This is a genomic window from Lacihabitans soyangensis, assembly GCF_024343775.1.
GTDB lineage: Bacteria > Bacteroidota > Bacteroidia > Cytophagales > Spirosomataceae > Leadbetterella > Leadbetterella soyangensis.
Map to the genome: position 1 here is coordinate 1 of NZ_RJUF01000025.1, position 17,228 is coordinate 17,228.

Annotated in this window: 18 protein-coding genes; 12 read left to right on the forward strand and 6 right to left on the reverse strand. The window is 36.7% G+C overall.

Annotated features, from left to right (window positions below; genetic code table 11):
- The coding region (locus tag EGI31_RS10040) for an IS3 family transposase (RefSeq protein ID WP_255037101.1) at nt 1-701 on the forward strand (701 nt) is incomplete at its 5' end.
- A gap of 124 nt (nt 702-825) precedes the next feature.
- Here EGI31_RS10040 and EGI31_RS10045 read toward each other — a convergent pair.
- Nucleotides 826-1,245: a secondary thiamine-phosphate synthase enzyme YjbQ gene (locus EGI31_RS10045; protein ID WP_255037102.1), complete on the reverse strand. Its 420-nt coding sequence runs from the start codon at nt 1,243-1,245 to the stop codon at nt 826-828.
- A gap of 90 nt (nt 1,246-1,335) precedes the next feature.
- Between EGI31_RS10045 and EGI31_RS10050 the strand changes: the two genes are divergently transcribed.
- Complete coding sequence (locus EGI31_RS10050) at nt 1,336-2,841, forward strand: T9SS type B sorting domain-containing protein (protein WP_255037103.1); 1,506 nt, start codon at nt 1,336-1,338, stop codon at nt 2,839-2,841.
- 2 nt (nt 2,842-2,843) lie between these two features.
- Here the strand turns inward: EGI31_RS10050 and EGI31_RS10055 are convergent, their stop codons facing one another.
- Nucleotides 2,844-3,605: an alpha/beta fold hydrolase gene (locus EGI31_RS10055; RefSeq protein ID WP_255037104.1), complete on the reverse strand. Its 762-nt coding sequence runs from the start codon at nt 3,603-3,605 to the stop codon at nt 2,844-2,846.
- Between the two features lie 158 nt (nt 3,606-3,763).
- On the opposite strand from EGI31_RS10055, the gene EGI31_RS10060 reads away from it, so the two are divergent.
- From EGI31_RS10060 to trhA, 4 genes are read left to right on the forward strand one after another with little or no spacing between them, the layout of a single operon-like run.
- On the forward strand, nt 3,764-4,822 hold the full coding sequence (locus tag EGI31_RS10060) for a hypothetical protein (protein ID WP_255037105.1): 1,059 nt from the start codon (nt 3,764-3,766) through the stop codon (nt 4,820-4,822).
- Nucleotides 4,819-6,183, forward strand: coding sequence for a hypothetical protein (locus tag EGI31_RS10065; RefSeq protein WP_255037106.1), 1,365 nt, complete (start codon nt 4,819-4,821; stop codon nt 6,181-6,183). The genes EGI31_RS10060 and EGI31_RS10065 overlap by 4 nt, the downstream gene beginning before the upstream one ends.
- Before the next feature lie 48 nt (nt 6,184-6,231).
- Nucleotides 6,232-7,011 carry an acetylglutamate kinase gene (argB, locus tag EGI31_RS10070; protein ID WP_255037107.1) on the forward strand — a complete coding sequence of 260 codons (780 nt, stop codon included), beginning with the start codon at nt 6,232-6,234 and terminating at the stop codon, nt 7,009-7,011.
- A gap of 2 nt (nt 7,012-7,013) precedes the next feature.
- Nucleotides 7,014-7,646: a PAQR family membrane homeostasis protein TrhA gene (trhA, locus tag EGI31_RS10075; RefSeq protein WP_255037108.1), complete on the forward strand. Its 633-nt coding sequence runs from the start codon at nt 7,014-7,016 to the stop codon at nt 7,644-7,646.
- Between the two features lie 4 nt (nt 7,647-7,650).
- Here trhA and EGI31_RS10080 read toward each other — a convergent pair whose 3' ends face one another.
- Both EGI31_RS10080 and EGI31_RS10085 read right to left on the reverse strand, forming a co-directional pair.
- On the reverse strand, nt 7,651-10,110 hold the full coding sequence (locus tag EGI31_RS10080; protein ID WP_255037109.1) for a DEAD/DEAH box helicase: 2,460 nt from the start codon (nt 10,108-10,110) through the stop codon (nt 7,651-7,653).
- 59 nt (nt 10,111-10,169) lie between these two features.
- Nucleotides 10,170-10,553, reverse strand: a complete 384-nt coding sequence (locus EGI31_RS10085) for a hypothetical protein (protein WP_255037110.1) — start codon at nt 10,551-10,553, stop codon at nt 10,170-10,172.
- Between the two features lie 92 nt (nt 10,554-10,645).
- Here EGI31_RS10085 and EGI31_RS10090 point away from each other — a divergent pair, with 92 nt between their 5' ends.
- Entirely contained in the window at nt 10,646-11,719 is a 1,074-nt protein-coding gene (locus EGI31_RS10090) for a M20 family metallo-hydrolase (protein WP_255037111.1), read from the forward strand.
- A 37-nt stretch (nt 11,720-11,756) separates the two neighbouring features.
- On the opposite strand, the gene EGI31_RS10095 is transcribed toward EGI31_RS10090, so the two are convergent.
- A complete protein-coding gene (locus tag EGI31_RS10095) occupies nt 11,757-11,957 on the reverse strand; it encodes a hypothetical protein (protein ID WP_255037112.1) in 201 nt (66 codons plus the stop codon).
- Between the two features lie 291 nt (nt 11,958-12,248).
- On the opposite strand from EGI31_RS10095, the gene EGI31_RS10100 reads away from it, so the two are divergent.
- Both EGI31_RS10100 and EGI31_RS10105 read left to right on the forward strand, forming a co-directional pair.
- Entirely contained in the window at nt 12,249-12,680 is a 432-nt protein-coding gene (locus EGI31_RS10100) for a hypothetical protein (protein ID WP_255037113.1), read from the forward strand.
- 100 nt (nt 12,681-12,780) lie between these two features.
- On the forward strand, nt 12,781-13,245 hold the full coding sequence (locus tag EGI31_RS10105) for a regulatory protein RecX (protein WP_255037114.1): 465 nt from the start codon (nt 12,781-12,783) through the stop codon (nt 13,243-13,245).
- Here the strand turns inward: EGI31_RS10105 and EGI31_RS10110 are convergent.
- Entirely contained in the window at nt 13,240-13,752 is a 513-nt protein-coding gene (locus tag EGI31_RS10110) for a YdeI/OmpD-associated family protein (protein ID WP_255037115.1), read from the reverse strand. The two genes, EGI31_RS10105 and EGI31_RS10110, sit on opposite strands and share 6 nt — an antisense overlap.
- A gap of 216 nt (nt 13,753-13,968) precedes the next feature.
- Here EGI31_RS10110 and sppA point away from each other — a divergent pair, with 216 nt between their 5' ends.
- From sppA to EGI31_RS10125, 3 genes are all read left to right on the forward strand, one after another.
- Nucleotides 13,969-15,732 (forward strand): signal peptide peptidase SppA, encoded by a 1,764-nt coding sequence (gene sppA / locus EGI31_RS10115; RefSeq protein ID WP_255037116.1) that lies wholly within the window; start codon nt 13,969-13,971, stop codon nt 15,730-15,732.
- A gap of 301 nt (nt 15,733-16,033) precedes the next feature.
- The gene (locus EGI31_RS10120; protein WP_255037117.1) at nt 16,034-16,567 is read left to right on the forward strand and encodes a DUF1003 domain-containing protein; all 534 of its coding nucleotides are present in this window, start codon (nt 16,034-16,036) and stop codon (nt 16,565-16,567) included.
- 145 nt (nt 16,568-16,712) lie between these two features.
- A complete protein-coding gene (locus EGI31_RS10125; protein WP_255037118.1) occupies nt 16,713-17,099 on the forward strand; it encodes a hypothetical protein in 387 nt (128 codons plus the stop codon).
- Nucleotides 17,100-17,228: the final 129 nt, after the last annotated feature.

Consider the following 17,228-nt stretch of genomic DNA (forward strand, 5'->3'; position numbering starts at 1 on the left):
GAGATGCTTTCGTAAGTATTGGTATTCATTATGGCTTTAGGTTAATGGCTTATAAAAACCCAGTTAGAACCACATTTTCGAGTCCATATAGTCGATACAAAAATCTTTTGGTTGACATAAAACTAAATAATATTAATCAACTTTGGACGAGTGATATAACATACTTTAATGTTGGTGAAAAAGTCTATTATATCACAATGATAATGGATGTCTATTCCCGCAAAATAGTAGGTTATACCGCTGCAGATAATATGAGAGCAGAAAACAATTGTGAGGCTCTAAAGATGGCATTTAAAGCTCGGAAACAGACTATTTTTACAGAACTAATTCATCATTCTGATAGAGGTGGGCAGTACGTCAGCAATGAGTACGTAGAAATGTTAAATGCTGCCAAAATCAAAATAAGTATGTGCAACGAAGTCCATGAAAATGCTCATATTGAAAGAGTAAATGGAACTATAAAGAACCAGTACCTCAGATATCGAAATATTACAAGTTTTGAAGAACTTAAAAAACAATTGAGCCGAACAATTGAAGCCTATAACAATAGCAAACCACATGTAGCTTTGAATAAGCTATCACCAAACTCGTTTGAACAATATATCAAAGAACAATATGTCGAAAATCGACCGATATTACCAATTTGGACTTGTAATGAAACGAAAAATATCAACCCAAATCAATGTATATTACAATTTTAACTATATTACATTTGTCTAAAAAAACGTCAACCTATTTTAGGCAAGCACATTGGTTAATTGGTTAATTGGTTAATTGGTTAATTTGGGAGGTCTTTTCGTGGAAACAAGTTCCCTAAATGAAACTTTAATCACCCATAATGGTCAGAACTAGCCTTCTGCCTGTGTCATGGTTTCTATGCTCGCAGAGATAAATGCCTTGCCATGTACCAAGATTCAGTTTTCCGTTGGTAATCGGAACCATCACTTGACAACCCAATGTCGAACTTTTTAGGTGTGCTGGCATGTCGTCATCGCCTTCATAATCATGCTGATAATAAGGTGCTCTCTCAGGAAACAAAATATTGAAATGTCTTTCGAAATCACCTCTAACGGTGGGATCGCAGTTTTCATTGATAGTCAGGCTAGCAGAAGTGTGCTTTATAAATACTTGTAAAAAACCAATTCTTACATTTTTGATTTCGTCCAACTCTTTTATGATTTTGTCCGTAATAAGGTGAAAGCCTCTTTGAAAGGGTGCAAGTTTTATTTCTTTTTGAAATAACATATTTGTATAACGTGAGTTTATTTCAAATAAAGACCAAAATGCTGAAACACAGAAATAAATTTCATAATTTTAGCAAGTATATAAGCTTAAATGAAGATTTCAAAAAACATAAATACCCAAATAATCGCTAAGATTTTAGGCTTGGTGACTTTTTTTTGTATTCGTGTTGCCCATGCTCAGTTAATTGTGGCTTCTAAAACTTTGGTTTGTCCAAACGAGCCTACACAACTCAAAATAAACGACAAAGCTCTTAATCCTTTTGATTTTTGTGTAACCAAACTCAACGAAAGATTTGGTTTGCATTATTTTAAAACTTGTAAACAAGTAACGGTGGAAGATGCCATAATTATGGCCAAAATGATGAACGGTCACCTCGCCACCGCCAACGACGAGCAAAAGAATAGTTTTCTATTTAATCTGTTACCAAATGACATACATTGGATTGGCTTCGTTCAAAATCCAAAGGCTAAAAACTTCAATGACCCTCCAAATCCCGCCTCAGGATGGGAATGGATGAGCAAGGCCTCATTTGCTAGGGCATATTGGGTAGATGGAGAACCGAATAATGATGAGTTAAATAACCCCGGCATGTACGCTATACAAGGTTGTAGAAGAGATCCACTTTGGTGTGACGAGTCTGGCGAAAAGAAATACATTGGTATTATTGAGAGCAAAACCAACATTATTCCACCAGTTATTTCCCCGAAAATCAAATGGGAAACAGGAGAAACCACGCAAACAATAACCGTAAGGCCACAACAAAGTAAATATTACAAAGTTAGTATCGATTATGGTGTTTATACCATCACCGACTCTATACTTCTAGAAACACCATATGCCAAGGCAGAATTTTCTAAACCCGGGGGTTGTAATCCTTATAAGTGGAAGCCAGTTTTGGAAGCAAATGCCCCATTAAGCGACCTAAATATTCAGTGGACTTTTGGAGATTCAAGTATGGTAAATGTTAAAAATCCGGATTTCATGGTATACAACGAGGGGTTTATGACCGGAACTGTAAAGGTTTCATCAAATGTTTGTGGAAGTGAGCTTTTGAACAATTCAGAAAGGTTTGAACTTTTCCCTATGAAAGACCAGGAAATGGTCACTACGGAGGTACAACTGAATCAAGAAATTAAATTGACCCCAAAAAATGAAGGTCCGTTTACCTACAGTTGGTCTCCCCAAACCAACCTTTCTGAGTCCAACGTTTTTTCACCAACCTTTACAGCTACAAAAGAAATTACGTATCAGCTGAATATTAAAGATGATTTTGGATGCACGGCCAAGGAGAGTTTTAGATACACCATTGACCCCGATTTGTTGATATTTGTGCCAGATATTTTCACCCCAAATGAAGACAACCTTAACAATACCTTTAGCTTCTTTTTAGTAGATGGATTTTATGGAGAAATAAAAAAGCTGGAAATCTTTAATAATCTGGGTGAAATCGTACACAGTATAGAAACCAAGGAATTGTCTTGGGATGGTAAAATCAAAGAAAAAAATGCACCTAATGGTCAGTACTTGTATGTAATCACTTACCAAATTGGCGATAAAACCTATAAAAAAAACGGTAAGGTTTTGATTTCCAGATAATATCAAGCCGAAAACTTCAAAATAGCTTCAACAAACTCCACTGGTTTAGTAGCATGCACCCAATGATTGGCTCCATCGATGGTCTGAAGTTCCGCATTTACGAACGAGGATCTAAAATACTCAAAATCAGCGTCTGTTACATAACTAGATTCAGAACCTCTGACTAGCAAAGCTGGTTTATCTACTTTTTTGTCCAAGATTATTTCGCCGCCAATTTGATAAATTTCTTTACTGATAACCGGAACGTTAATACGCCAATCAAAACCACCTTCTTCTGTGCGATAAAGATTTTTCAGAATAAATTGTTTTTCACCGAAATCTGAAACGTAGCCAGAGAAAATATCCTCCGCTTCCTTTCTACTTGTGATTTTTTCTAAATCTATAGCAGCCAAGCCAGCCAAAATATGGTCGTGGTGAGTGGGGTAAAATCTTGGAGCGATATCTACAATAATGATTTTTGAGAAATTATTATAATGCTGAGCGAAAGTCATCACTGTTTTACCTCCCATTGAATGACCTAGAATTATGGGATTATTTAGGTTATTTGCAACCAAATATTCATTCAGGTCAGCGGCCATCACCTCGTAACTAAACTCCTCACTTCTTGGTGATTGCCCGTGATTGCGTGCATCCAGAATATGAACTTCAAAACCCGCCTCGGCTATTTTTTTACAAACTGTAAAAAGATTATCAGATGAACCAAAAACACCATGTAAAACCACAAAAGGTTGCCCCTCGCCTACTTTTCTCGAAAACAATTGCATAAATTAATATTCTATTGAAAAACAAAAATAACACATCGCATCGGGCAATTCCTTGATTTTTAAATCATTTATTGCACCTTTCGTCACAAATTTATTGTAGGACCGATAATTTTTTAGGAAGATTTGTGTTATATGTGTTCCCAAATAATTCTAAAATAATGCCTTTTGTAGATTGGTTAAAAAACTTATTTTCAAAAAATAAGACCGAAAATTCAGAAATTGTGGAGATGCCTTCCTCAGAAATTGTAAGTACCGAAATGATGGCTTTCCCCAAACAAAACATTCAGGAGCTAATAAACGAAGAAGAAGAATTCCCGTATTGGCTTAGCAATGAAGATGCTTTACGAGACGAAGGCGTGATTTTCGGACTTTCGGACACCAAACCTGAAGAAAAACTCAAAATCATAGATTCTATTTTCCAGAAAAAAGCATCAGGTCTGAAACAAAAACGGGAGGAATTATCTGAAAGAATTGGAGAATTAAATCTTTTCATGGAAAAACAGAATGAAGAGATCATCGCCATCGACCAAAAATCTAAGCTGGCCATCGAGCAGGAGGCAAAAGAGGAAAATCTCTTGAGAGTAGCCGTTGGACTTCTTTTGTCCATCGGCATGTGTGCTGGCAATTACTTTTTGATAGACGAGGGTCTGAAAAACTCTTTCCTAGAAAGCCACAATTGGATAGCCTGGGGAGTGTTTTTGACGGGCATGTTTAGTTTGTATAATCCCGTGGCGGTGATTCACAACGATGCCAAATTGACCTGGAAAAGACTTTTGGAGGAATTTGGAATGCCATTGGCAGCATCCATTTTTGTATTTGTTCAAGTTTATGAGGCCGTCCCACTGTACAAATCTTTGGCGTTTTTGCTCTTTACTTTTTTTGCATTTATGATTTCGGGAAAAATTCTTTTAGGAAGTATAGCCCGACTGAAATATGAACTAAGAGCCTTGAATCAAAACCTAAACATAAAAGAGAACAAGAAAAAAGTAAATACTGATTGGCAAGCAAAAAAAGACGAGATCAATAGTGAAATAGAGAAAATAAGGGTAGAAAAATGGAAAATATTGCCTGATCTCAATGAAATAGAGGCTCAGATGGCCAAAATAAATGCAGAAAAAGAAGCCATAGTGAACGTGTTCATGAGCGAGTACAATCTTGCAAAAAATTACAAGCAGAAGTTGAATAGCAGTCAAATCAAAAATATCATAGGAGAATGAAGCAAAACACTGAGGATTTTGAAAAAGGTTTTGAAAACGGTATAGATAACGTAGAAAGAGCGAATTACGAAGGGTATTTGTCGAGCGAAGTGAGCCTTGATTGGTTGATTGGAAACAAAGAAATCATCACCAAGGATTTGGACGAAACCAAAGCCTCTCTGGAAAGTTCTAGAACAGAAAAGTTGGAAATTCTGAAAGAAAAACAAGAGATTTTGACTGAATATGAAGAGCAAAATCATTTAACTGCCCAGCTCGAAAATGAAATTTCGGAGAAAAAACAGAGAATAGAGGAAATAAAAGAACTCAAAAAGCAGAATCAGTCGCCTTATCCAATGCTGGCCGGCATTATCTATCTGGCAGCTGGTATCACATTTATTTTTGGCGATTTGATTATTTCCCACGAAATAGTGGCGTATGCCCTCAATATCAGAAACACTTTTGAAGCTTGGGCATTTGCATTCGGTTTGGCGGGAGTTTCTATCTTGCTAAAACCGGCCTACGAACGAATTATTGAGCAACCTTATCTGACACAGCTTAGTACTTCGTCGAAAAAAGCCCATGGCTATTTTCAACTGATCTTGGTTATTATATCCATCGGAACCTTGTCTATTTTAGGTTGGTTCAGATATGAAGCATACAAAACAGATAAACTAAAGGAAGCCATAAATCGGGAAATAAAGTCTCTTCAAATGGAGGCTACGCCTTTGATTTCAGGTGGACAAACGGTTGAAAATCCCGTTTTAACCCAGAAAATCGAACAAAAACTTAGAGAGTATGATGCTCTAAATCAGAAACTTGTGAATAGCCCTTGGGCACTTTGGTCATTTGTTTTGAGCGGTGTATTGTTTGCCATCGCAGGGGCTATCTGTTTAGGAATTGCTTTCCCCGTCTTGCAAGTTTATTGGAAACGGTGGTTTCAGTATAACCCTGTCATAAACAGTGCAAACAGACAAATTAGAAAGAAAACCAAGGCTCTGAATGAAATCAAAAAACCATGGTTTAAAGGCAAATCACTTCTTGAATTGGCTGACCAAAAGCTTGAATTATTACCAAATTTGGAAGAACTTACGCAGAAAAAAACCAAACTTGAAGGCGATCTTTTAGCCATAAACGAAAAAATAAAGTTGGCGATAGAATCTGCCAGAGTAAGCACCTATAATGAGGGCTACGAAAGTGGTAACACCAACAGAGAGAATCTTTCAGCGGAAGATTTGGAGAGTTACAGGAAATATATGCTCGATAAAATAAAACAAAGTCGGGAAGATTCTGGAGATAGAACTCCAAGAACCTATAAAACCAATGGTCTAAGACCTCACCAAGCTCTTAGAAAAGCGATAACCAATTCTTTTAACGAAAATTGAATGTGATTTTTAGATAAATTAGCCAATTTTGTAAGAAAAAAGAAAGTTTTGGTAAACATCGTAAAAATCGGGGGAAATGTGATTGATAACCCCGAAAAGCTGGCTTCATTTTTAAGTGATTTCGCAAAAATAAAAGGCCCAAAAATACTGATTCATGGCGGTGGTAAAATAGCCACAAAAATAGCCAAGGACCTGGGCATAGAAACAAAAATGGTAGAAGGTCGCCGTATAACTGACGAAGCCATGAGAGATGTGGTGACTATGGTATATGGAGGTTTGGTCAATAAGCAAATTGTGGCTAAACTTCAAGCTAATCACTGTAATGCCATCGGGCTTACCGGTGCGGATGGCAAATCGATACTAGCTCAAAAACGACCTGTAAAAACCATCGATTATGGTTTTGTTGGGGATATTTTGGAAGTTAATGCTCTATTTATAAAGTCTCTGCTAGACGCTGACATTGTTCCTGTTTTTGCACCCTTAACATTTGATATGAACGGCGATATGCTCAATACCAATGCCGACACACAAGCTTCGGCTGTGGCTACTGGTTTGTCCTCATTATTGCCTACAAACTTGGTTTATTGTTTCGAGAAAAAAGGCGTTTTGTCTGACCCCGAAAATGAAGATTCGGTGATAAGTGAATTAAATCCAGCCAATTATGAATCCTTCAAAAATCAAGGTGTTATTTATGAAGGAATGATTCCAAAGCTGGATAATGCTTTTTCTTCGCTAAGAAACGGGGTAAGTCAAGTTACGATTTGTCATGCGGACGAACTTAAAAATGCACTAGAAACAGGGAATGCCGGAACCAAAATAACACTCTAAACTTGGAAAACGACAGACTTTTAAAAACCGAAATAGCCAACGCTCTTTCTCACGGAATTGGAGTTATTTTAACCTTTGCATTTGGCCCGCTGCTGGTTACGATGGCTCACAATAAAGGAGTTACGAACTTGGGATTGGGTACTGCGGCCTACACTTTAGGTTTGTTTATGGTTTTTAGTTTTTCTACTTTATATCATGCTGTTTTTAATCCAGTTGCCAAAAGAGCCCTTCGGGTTTTAGATCACATCAGCATTTTCTTTTTGATTGGTGGAACATACATTCCCTTTATTATTTTGTTTACTGATTCGGAAACGGCACAGACATTTTTTATAGTCCAATGGTCGTTGATTGCCTTGGGTATAATCAAGAAAGTATTTTACACTGGTCGCTTCCGACTACTTTCTAGCCTGATTTACATCTTTATAGGATGTATGATTTTCTTTTTTGACAGAGGTTTCTGGGGAAGGATACCTGATGTTCCATTCTATTTCTTGGTGGCAGGAGGGCTTAGTTACCTAGTCGGAGTAGTTTTCTATCAAAATCAAAAAATACCCTACAATCACTTCATTTGGCACCTATTTGTACTATTTGCAGCTATTTTTCATTTTGTGGCGGTTTATTTGGTGATTCCTTAATTCACTACTTTTGATTAGTTAAATCAGAAAAAAGATTCCTCATTACTCTTAAACCGTTTTCTACTACCTCTCTATTTTCTATTGGAATTTTCAGGAAGACTTTCCCGTTTGCATCCTTTTCTGTAATGTTGTTCAGAAGTTCTTGCGTAGCCTTTGGATTCTTTAATGTTTCCATCAGATTACTAAAAAAGGACAATCCCTGATTTAGCAAGTCAGTAGATTTATCCGTTTCTTCTACATCAAAAATATCATCATCGCCTAAAAGTGGATTTTCTTCTTTATTAGCATCAATTCCCTTTGAATCGGACGGAAGTTCGAATTCAGAATTAGCTTCAATTTCAAAATCTATATCAGTTGATACTTCATCTGTTAAAGTTGCAAGAGACTCCATAAATCCTTTAAACTGCTCATTATCAAGGAATATAGCATCTTCCCCTCCATCCAAAACACCACTGGCCATGGATGATTTGAATTTCAAAACATCCAACATTTTGTGTTCAATCGTGCCAGTTGAAACTAAGTTGATGATAGTCACATTTCGTTTCTGTCCTAAACGATAAATTCTTCCTATTCTTTGTTCCAACACCGCTGGATTCCATGGAATATCCAAGTTTACCAAAAGTGCTGCTGATTGAAGATTGAGACCCACTCCACCAGTATCGGTAGAAAGAAAAATCCTCGAATTGGGATTTTCTTTAAAATTAGTCAACAACTTTTCTCTTTTCTGACTCGGAATTCCTCCATGAAGATACTCAAAGCCAAAATCTCGTTTCTCCAATTCATCGGCTACAAGTCTGGTCATGCGTTCCCATTGGCTAAAAATCACCACCTTGCTGTCATTGGTTTCAAAAAACTCCTCCAAAATATTCATCAATTCTTCTATTTTGGTATCCTTCCGAGTTCTTTGGTCAATGATAAAGGTGCTGTCGCAAACCATCCGCATTCTACTGAGCGACAATATAAGTCTTTGACGATCGGCTTCATTGAGAAAACCAAACTTACGCCATTTACTCACCAATTTGCTCACGACCATCTGCATTTCATCATGTATTTCATGCTGCTCGTGGGTCATAGGAACAAAAAGATTTTTGTCCATTCTTTCAGGAAGTTGCTTCAAAACTTCTGATTTAGTCCTCCTTAAAAGTGTGTCAGAAAGCAATGCCTTTATTTCGTTTAAATGCTGATAGCCAATTACTTTTCCAGTTTCTGGATCTTTAAGTTGATATCTGTCGACGAACTGATACAAAGGCCCAAGTTGGTAAACATCTATAAACTGCATGATGGAATACAGCTCTTCCAGTTTATTCTCCAGTGGCGTGCCTGTTAGTACAACGGTGTAGGTAGAATTAAGCCTTTTTACACTTTTAGACACCTTAGTTTTCCAGTTTTTTATTCGCTGGGCTTCGTCTAAAATCACAAAATCCAATTCCAGAGCATCATTAATAAAATCGACATCGTTGGCTATTGAACTGTAACTCGTTATTTGGTAAAACGAATCGCTTTGGGAATATTGCTCCTTTCTCCTGCTGACATTTCCGTCTATTATTTCTACGCTGCTGTTAGAGAATCGCTCAATTTCTGACTTCCACTGATATTTTAATGAAGTGGGACAAACTATCAGAACCTTGTGAATTTGAAGGACTTTTTTATACATTTCTGCCACCGCAACGGCTTGCAAAGTTTTACCCAAACCCATGTCATCGGCTATGAGGCTGCGGCCTGCTCTTGCGGCAAATTTTACTCCATCTTCTTGGAAAGGAAACAATTTTACTTTCAAAGCACCGGCTATGTCAGAAATCTTTGGATTTTTCTTTAGAAAGTCCCCAATTTTTAGCCTTCTGTTTATATTTTCTCTGATTTGAATTACATACGCAAGAGCATCTTCATAACAGACGAAAGACGCATTTATTTGCTTGGCTTCATGTAGAATTTTCTCAAAAACTGGAAATGAAGTAGCCAATAATTCGTTGTTATCAGAGAAATATCTCTTTCTTAAACCCTCATATTCTGCAGATTTCTCAGTTCCTATTTTTAGTTTAACTTGCCTTCCTCCGGGGTAATCGAGATAAATACTCGAATAACTACCGACAAATTGTTTACTCAGGTATTCTGTAATTTCTAGATTGGCAGTTAAAAATTTTAAAGTAGCGGCTATGTGCTTACAAATCCCAAGTCGGTTAGTCTTAAAATCCAGACAATTACAGAAATTTTTTTGGTGATTAAAGTCCCTGATTGAGACCTTGTAGTTGTTAATGGTGTTGGGATTGTAAACCAAATAATCGGAGAAAACTGCCTCGTCTCCAATGTTTGTAATCACAAATTCGTTTTCCTCCCCAAACTGTTTCCGCAGCTTCCATTGCCATTCGTCAACAGACAAATTTGCTGGTTTTTTGTAGTAAGGAATTCGAAATTCAGCAGAATTTTCGGTTTTTGTATCAGGTAAAGCCGCCGACTTTTTTTTCAAACTTGGGTAAATATTTACTCAAAAATAAGAAACAAACTTACGGCTAACCAAAATCAAGACTACTTTCTCACGTAAGTATGACTAAAACCATCGTAAACTTCCTCAAATAAGTAAAGATTATTTCCCTTGATTTCATAAGACAGATTCATAGCGTCTTCATTGGGGAAAGTTATCATTGGTTTTAGCTCAGTGGAAGTAATAGACTTTGCGTTTTTGAGCTCATACTTGGCCTGAGTAATGGTTTTTCCGTTCTGAATCATGGTAAAATTACCCTTAGAGTCAAAAATCATTTCTCGTTGGTCTGACTCTGAGGCTTTAATCGTGAGACCAGCAATACCACCTTGAGATTCAACCCATTTCCAGCTTCCAACCACCGAGGGCTTCACTTCATTGGACTCACAACTCAACAATATTAAACTCAAGAACAGTGCAAACATTTTCATAATTATAGCTTTTTCATTCAAATTTAAGATTCTTTTAGCTGAAAATAGGTTGTAAGCACGGGAGAATTTATTTTTGTGAAAATTATAATCAGATGAAAAATCCGGAAATTAAACAATTAGGTGATTTTGCTATTGGTTTTCTAACCAAACTGATAGAAACTCCTTCTTTAAGCAAAGAGGAGGATAAAACGCTTTTATTGTTTGAGGAGTTTTTCAAAGAAAAAAATATCGATTTCGAAACCAACAAAAACAATATCTGGGTCAAAAACAAACACTTCGACTCATCGAAACCGACTATTTTGTTGAATTCGCACCATGACACCGTCAAACCGAATGCTTCATACACCAAAGACCCTTTCAAAGCCGAAATAGTTGACGGTAAGCTTTTTGGACTTGGAAGCAATGATGCTGGCGGGCCGTTGGTGTCACTTTTTGCTACCTTTCTTTATTTTTATGAACAGACTGAATTGCCTTACAATTTGATATTTGCGGCCTCCGCAGAAGAAGAAATATCAGGAAAGGATGGCATAGAACTTTTGATAAAATCGCTTCCTAAAATAGACCTAGCCATCGTCGGCGAACCAACGCTCATGGACATGGCGGTGGCTGAAAAAGGACTGATGGTATTAGACTGCAAGGCAAAAGGAGTAGCCGGTCACGCAGCCAGAAATGAAGGGAAAAATGCTATTTATGAGGCTTTGGAAGATATTAATTGGTTCAGAAACTATGAATTTGAGAAAGAATCTGAGAGTTTAGGACCCATTAAAATGGCCGTAACGGTTATCAATGCTGGCACCCAACACAATGTCGTTCCCGATGAATGTTCTTTTGTGGTGGATGTCAGAGCCACAGACGCTTATAGTTTGGAGGAAACTTTGGAAATAATCAAACAAAATGTAAAGTCAGAGGTAACGCCAAGAAGTATAAGGCTCAATCCATCAGGCATTTCGCTCGATCATCCGATAGTGAAAAAAGGAATAGCTTTAGGAATGAAGCCTTATGGCTCTCCTACCCTTTCTGATCAGGCATTGATGCCTTTCACCAGCATAAAAATCGGTCCAGGAGATTCGATTCGCTCACATACGGCTGATGAATATATTTTTGTGGAAGAAATTTATCGAGGTATTGATGGGTATGTGGAGTTGCTGGATGGGTTGGTGATTTAGGGAGTGAGGGTAAATTATGAGGAACTAAATTTGCTATTCATTTGTATTTATCAATTAAAAACTCTGAGTATTCTTTTTTGATATCAAAATCTTGCTCAAGCTTAATAATCCCACTTAAACTTTTTACCACAGGTGTCTTTTGAATATAAACTTCTTTATATCTTCCCGTTGTTACCAAACTAAATTTTTGAATTCCAGACTGGTTAATCTTTTTACTTTGATTGTATTTTCTTGTCATAACAAGTATAAATTTTTTACTAGCAAAGTCGAATAATTTGTTCTATTACTACATGGTCTTGACTTTAACGTTTGAAAAAAGAATTCGATTCCAGGTAATTACAATTTTCTCAAATAATTAAATAGTTTTGCCTTGTTTTGTAATTGAAAGGGAAAGTGGTTCAATAAATTACTTTGAATTTAACATTTGCAAGAAATCCTAATCTTCGTTTTCAATCAATTCTACAAAAACAAATTAATAAAAACAAAAAGATAAGCCGCTCATAATCTTACAATAAACAACAATTCATATATGAAACTGAAATTTATCGAACCAACTATTATTTTCTCAATTGCGGGCTTTTTTATACCCAGTTTCACAGTTATGTTAATTATAGGATTTCAAATGCTTCTCATGTTAATAGGTTTGGAATGTACAACCGCCTGGAAATTTACTTGGTTTTTAACAATTTTAGCCTGCGTTATTGGCCCTTTTTTATTTTTTTCAAAGATTGTTAAATCAGTCAGTTTAGAAAATTATGAAAAAGTAAAAAAACAATTATTACTCTTCAATATTTTCGAATATGTTATGCTTCAATCCAGTTTATCGGCATTTTACAGCAATCCTAAAACGCTTTGTTACGTGGGCGATGGACAAAATGGTTTAGAGTTAATTTTTACCGGCTGGTTGGCTTTACCAATTCTTATTGCAATTAGTTTCGTTTTCGAAAAATTAGCAAATTGAGATCAAAAAAAAGGAATTAATACTTCCCATATATTCTAATAGACTAAAAACTAAAATTACTTTCTCAAAATAACTAAAATTTTAAACGCACCCTCTCCCCTTGGACACCGCCATCCTTAAAAAAGCCGCCAATTATTGCGTTTATCAAGAACGCACCCAAGCCGAAGTCCGTAAACGACTACAGGATTGGAAGATTTGGGGCGATGAAGCGGAAGAAATCATTGCTTATTTGATTACAGAAAATTATTTAAACGAAGAGCGTTTCGCCAAGGCGTTTGCGGGAGGCAAATTCAGAGTAAAAAAATGGGGAAGGCTAAAAATAAAAGCTGAACTTAAAGCCAGAAAAATGAGTAAGTATGTGTTGGAGTCGGCTATGAAGGAAATACCAAACGATGATTATTTTACCACCGCAACATTGCTCATAGAAAAAAAAATGAACGACCTCAAAACCGAAATTAATCCCCTCAAACGTAAACAAAAAATATTTAACTACATGATTTCCAAGGGGTACGAATCAAATATTGTCTTAGAAATAATGAAAGATTTAGAAGCGAAGAAATCATAAAAGTGGTTCCTTTTTGAAATGCCTGATCATTTGCCCGTAATCCATTTTGTGCAGCAATCCATACACGCACATATAAATCCGTTTTGATTTGGTTTCATAAGTTTTGGCCGATTCCACCCAGTTGGAGTAATACCTTTGGTGACCTCTCGGGTAGGAGTTGAACAACTCAAGAGCCTCTGGTTCAAGCTCTAATGACGCCAATAAATCTGCTGAAATTGGTAATTCTTCGCTTTCTTCCTCCAAAGACACTTTCAGTTTATCACCAACTTGCTTTTTGATATGTTTACGCATTTCAGCATTCAGCGGTAGAATAAAATTCCCCTCACCTATTGGCACCAAAGCCACCTGACCGATCTCCAAAGCATCCAATTTACCTTTTACGCGGTAGGTGGTTTTGGTTTTAGGTTTTATTTGCTCAGCAATATCCCAAGGAACTTCCACAAAAGTCCATCCCGTTTTTTCGCCGTTTTTGGCGTACCTAATAATCTCAGCTTCAAATTCTACCATAAACAAAAATCGAAAAACAAGGTTAGAAGTCCAAAGAATTAAACCAATTTGTAAAAGCTAAAATTAGGCAATAATTGTGAGTCAATTAAACGGTAAATCTCTATTTTGCCATTTAAAACTTTAATTTTCCGCTAAATAAATTTTTAGCCTCCGCAAAAAGATACCAACATAACTTTGTTTTGTAGATTTGTAATTTATCATTCAATAAAAAATAAAATGCTTCAGTTCTTAAAATACGTTTTAGCCACGATAATCGGAATATTCCTGTTCTCCCTTTTGTCGTTGTTTTTGGTGATTGGCATCGGTTCAGCCATGTCGAGTGGAGAGGATGAGACTTCCATAAAATCCAACTCGATTTTGCAGCTCGACCTGAATACCCAAATAGCCGAGAATTCGACGAAGGAGGATCCATTCTCAGAAATCTTTAGCAATGGTGAACAAAAAACAGGCTTAGTTGACCTTAAAGCGGCCATAGCCAATGCCAAGCTAGACCCAAACATCAAGGGAATCAGCATAAAACTGGAATACCCGATGGCTGGTTTTGCTGAAATAGAGGAAATCAGGAATGCACTTATTGACTTCAAAAAATCAGGCAAATTCGTTTACACCTATGCTGAAATTATGACCGAGAAGGCCGTATATCTGTCATCCGTGGCTACTAAAAGTTTCTTAAATCCAGCCGGAGGAATAGAATTTAATGGCTTAGACGCTGAAATCACTTTTATGAAGGGACTTTTCGATAAAATTGGTGTTAAACCGGTTATTTTCAGGGTAGGTCAGTTCAAAAGCTTCGTAGAGCCGTACATCAGAACAGACATGAGTCCTGAGAACAAAATGCAGGTTTCGGAATATTTGGGGTCTATCTCCAACCACATTTACACCAAAATAGCCGAAGAAAAGGGTATTTCTAAAACAGAAATTGACAATGTTTTAAACAAAGCCTTGATTCAAGAACCTGAAGATGCAGTCAAATACAAAATATTGACCAATGTTGGTTATGAAGACGAATACGATGCAGCTTTGAAAAAAGCAGCTGGAATAAAAGAATCGGCCAAACTAAGTTTTGTAAAACTTGGAAGCTACAAAAAAGCCAAAAAGTACGTCAAAGAAGGCTCAAGAGACAACAGAATTGCGGTTATAGTAGCCGAAGGAGATATTATTTCAGGAGAAGGAAATTCGGAGTCGATAGGTTCTGAGACCTTCTTAAAAGAACTCAGAAAAGCAAAAAATGACAAGAAAATTAAGGCTATCGTATTGAGAATCAACTCGCCAGGAGGAAGTGCTTTGGCCTCAGATGTGATGTGGAGAGAAATTCAATTGACCAAAAAAGTCAAACCAGTTATTGCCTCTATGGGTAGTGTGGCTGCATCAGGTGGGTATTACATGGCTATGGGCTGCGACACCATTGTGGCTCTTCCAACTACCATCACGGGTTCTATAGGTATTTTTGGAATGTTATTCAACGCCCAAGAATTGATGAACAACAAACTAGGAATCACTTTCGACGGTGTAAAAACACACGAGTTTGCCGATTCGCCATCATTAACCAGAGAAATGTCGGATGCTGAAAAAATGCTAATTCAGAACTCAGTGAATAGAGGTTATGAGAAATTCACTTCAAAAGCAGCGGCTGGCCGTAAAATGCCAATTGAAAAGTTGAAAGAAGTAGCAGGCGGTAGAGTTTGGACGGGTGTTCAGGCCAAAAACGTGGGCTTGGTTGATGTTTTGGGTGGCCTTGACGACGCTGTGGAAATTGCAGCTAAGAGGGTCAAACTTAAAGCTGGCGAATACCAAGTAAAATACTATCCTTATCCTAAGTCGGATTTCGAGCAAATAATGGAGAAATTCAGTAAAAGCCAAGAAGAGGCCAAATTGAAGGAATATTTAGGCGTATTTGCTCCAATGGCCAAAGAAATAAAGTACTTGAAAAATATGGAGAAGCTTCAAGCCAAACTACCTTACAATCTGGAAATTAAATAATCAAATTACCGATCATTAACCTACCAAAAGCTCAAGGAAACTTGGGCTTTTTTGTTTAATCCGTTTACGTAAATACCAAGTAGAACAGGACATTGTTTTGTACATAGTTTTGTTTTCGCTATTCTCCATACATTATTGTTGTTTTTTATCAGCGTCTCCAAACCTTCAAATTCTTGGTTGATCGAATTTAGATTATCGATTTCAATAAATCAATGTGTGAATTTCACAAAAACCAAATACAATCTTGCAATACTTAATTTGTTAAAAATCAGCAATTTTACCGAAATAACCATTCATAAAAATGAAGACGCCAGATTTCATATCCGAAGAAAATACACATCTAGAGAAATTCAGAAAAATTGTACAGGACAGTATTGAGGCAGAAGAGCTGATTGTCTATAATCTTCTTCATCCGCCGATAGAAAGACTGAGTGAGGGTCAAAAAATATCCGACAAAGTGGCGAAATTTGGTGGAAGTTGGCGATTTATAATTGCCTTTGGGGTGGTTTTGAGCCTGTGGATTATATTCAATGCTCTCATAGTGGTGAAATTCCGATTTGACCCCTACCCGTTTATTCTAATGAATCTCATTCTTTCGTGCATAGCAGCCCTTCAGGCTCCTATAATTATGATGAGTCAAAACAGGCAAGAAGAAAAGGACCGAATGATGAACGAAAACGACTATTTGATAAACTTGAAGGCAGAAATGCAAATACGTAGTCTGCACCAAAAGATGGATTTGCTTCTTGAAGAACAGATAAAAACGCTTTTTGAATCTCAAAAAAGTCAACTCGATATCCTCAAAACCATAAGTGTTAAAATAGCCAAAATGTGAATATTGTAAATTTATGGCTGAATAATGTAACAAATCTACATGATATTGCTCCGACTTTTGTAAACAAAAAAACTGAATCAGCCGCAACTGGCAAAAACTCCTTTGATGATTGATATTGAATAAACTGCATTATAATAGCAATTTCATGTACACACAAAAAAGTATTGGAATATGGATGGACGACGGTTCGGCACACTTGATTGAATTCCGAAAATTAAGAGTAGAAACCGTAATAATCAGGTCTAGAATTAAAGAAAGAGAGAAGTTCCTTCAGCCGAGGGATGAATGCTCAGGTGATAACCATCAGCACGAAAATTTTCTTAAAAAAATCTCTGAGCAACTAAGAGACTATGACGAAATTCTAATTTTTGGACCTGATAACGCAAAGTTCACTTTTGAACAATATCTAAATGAGAATCCACTCTTTGCAAACAAAAAAATCATACTCCAATGTGTCGTGAAAATGACTGACAATCACAAACATGCTTGGGTCAATAAATATTTTATCGCAGCCACTTACCAAAAACAATGAGAAAGTTTTTACTATTTGCCACAGCACTTTTATTCGTGGTCTCATGTAAATCAATATAAATAGGCAGTAGTTTGGAAAGAAATGGTTAAACAAGTAGACCTTAAAAAAATAAATAAAGTATTGGTGGTG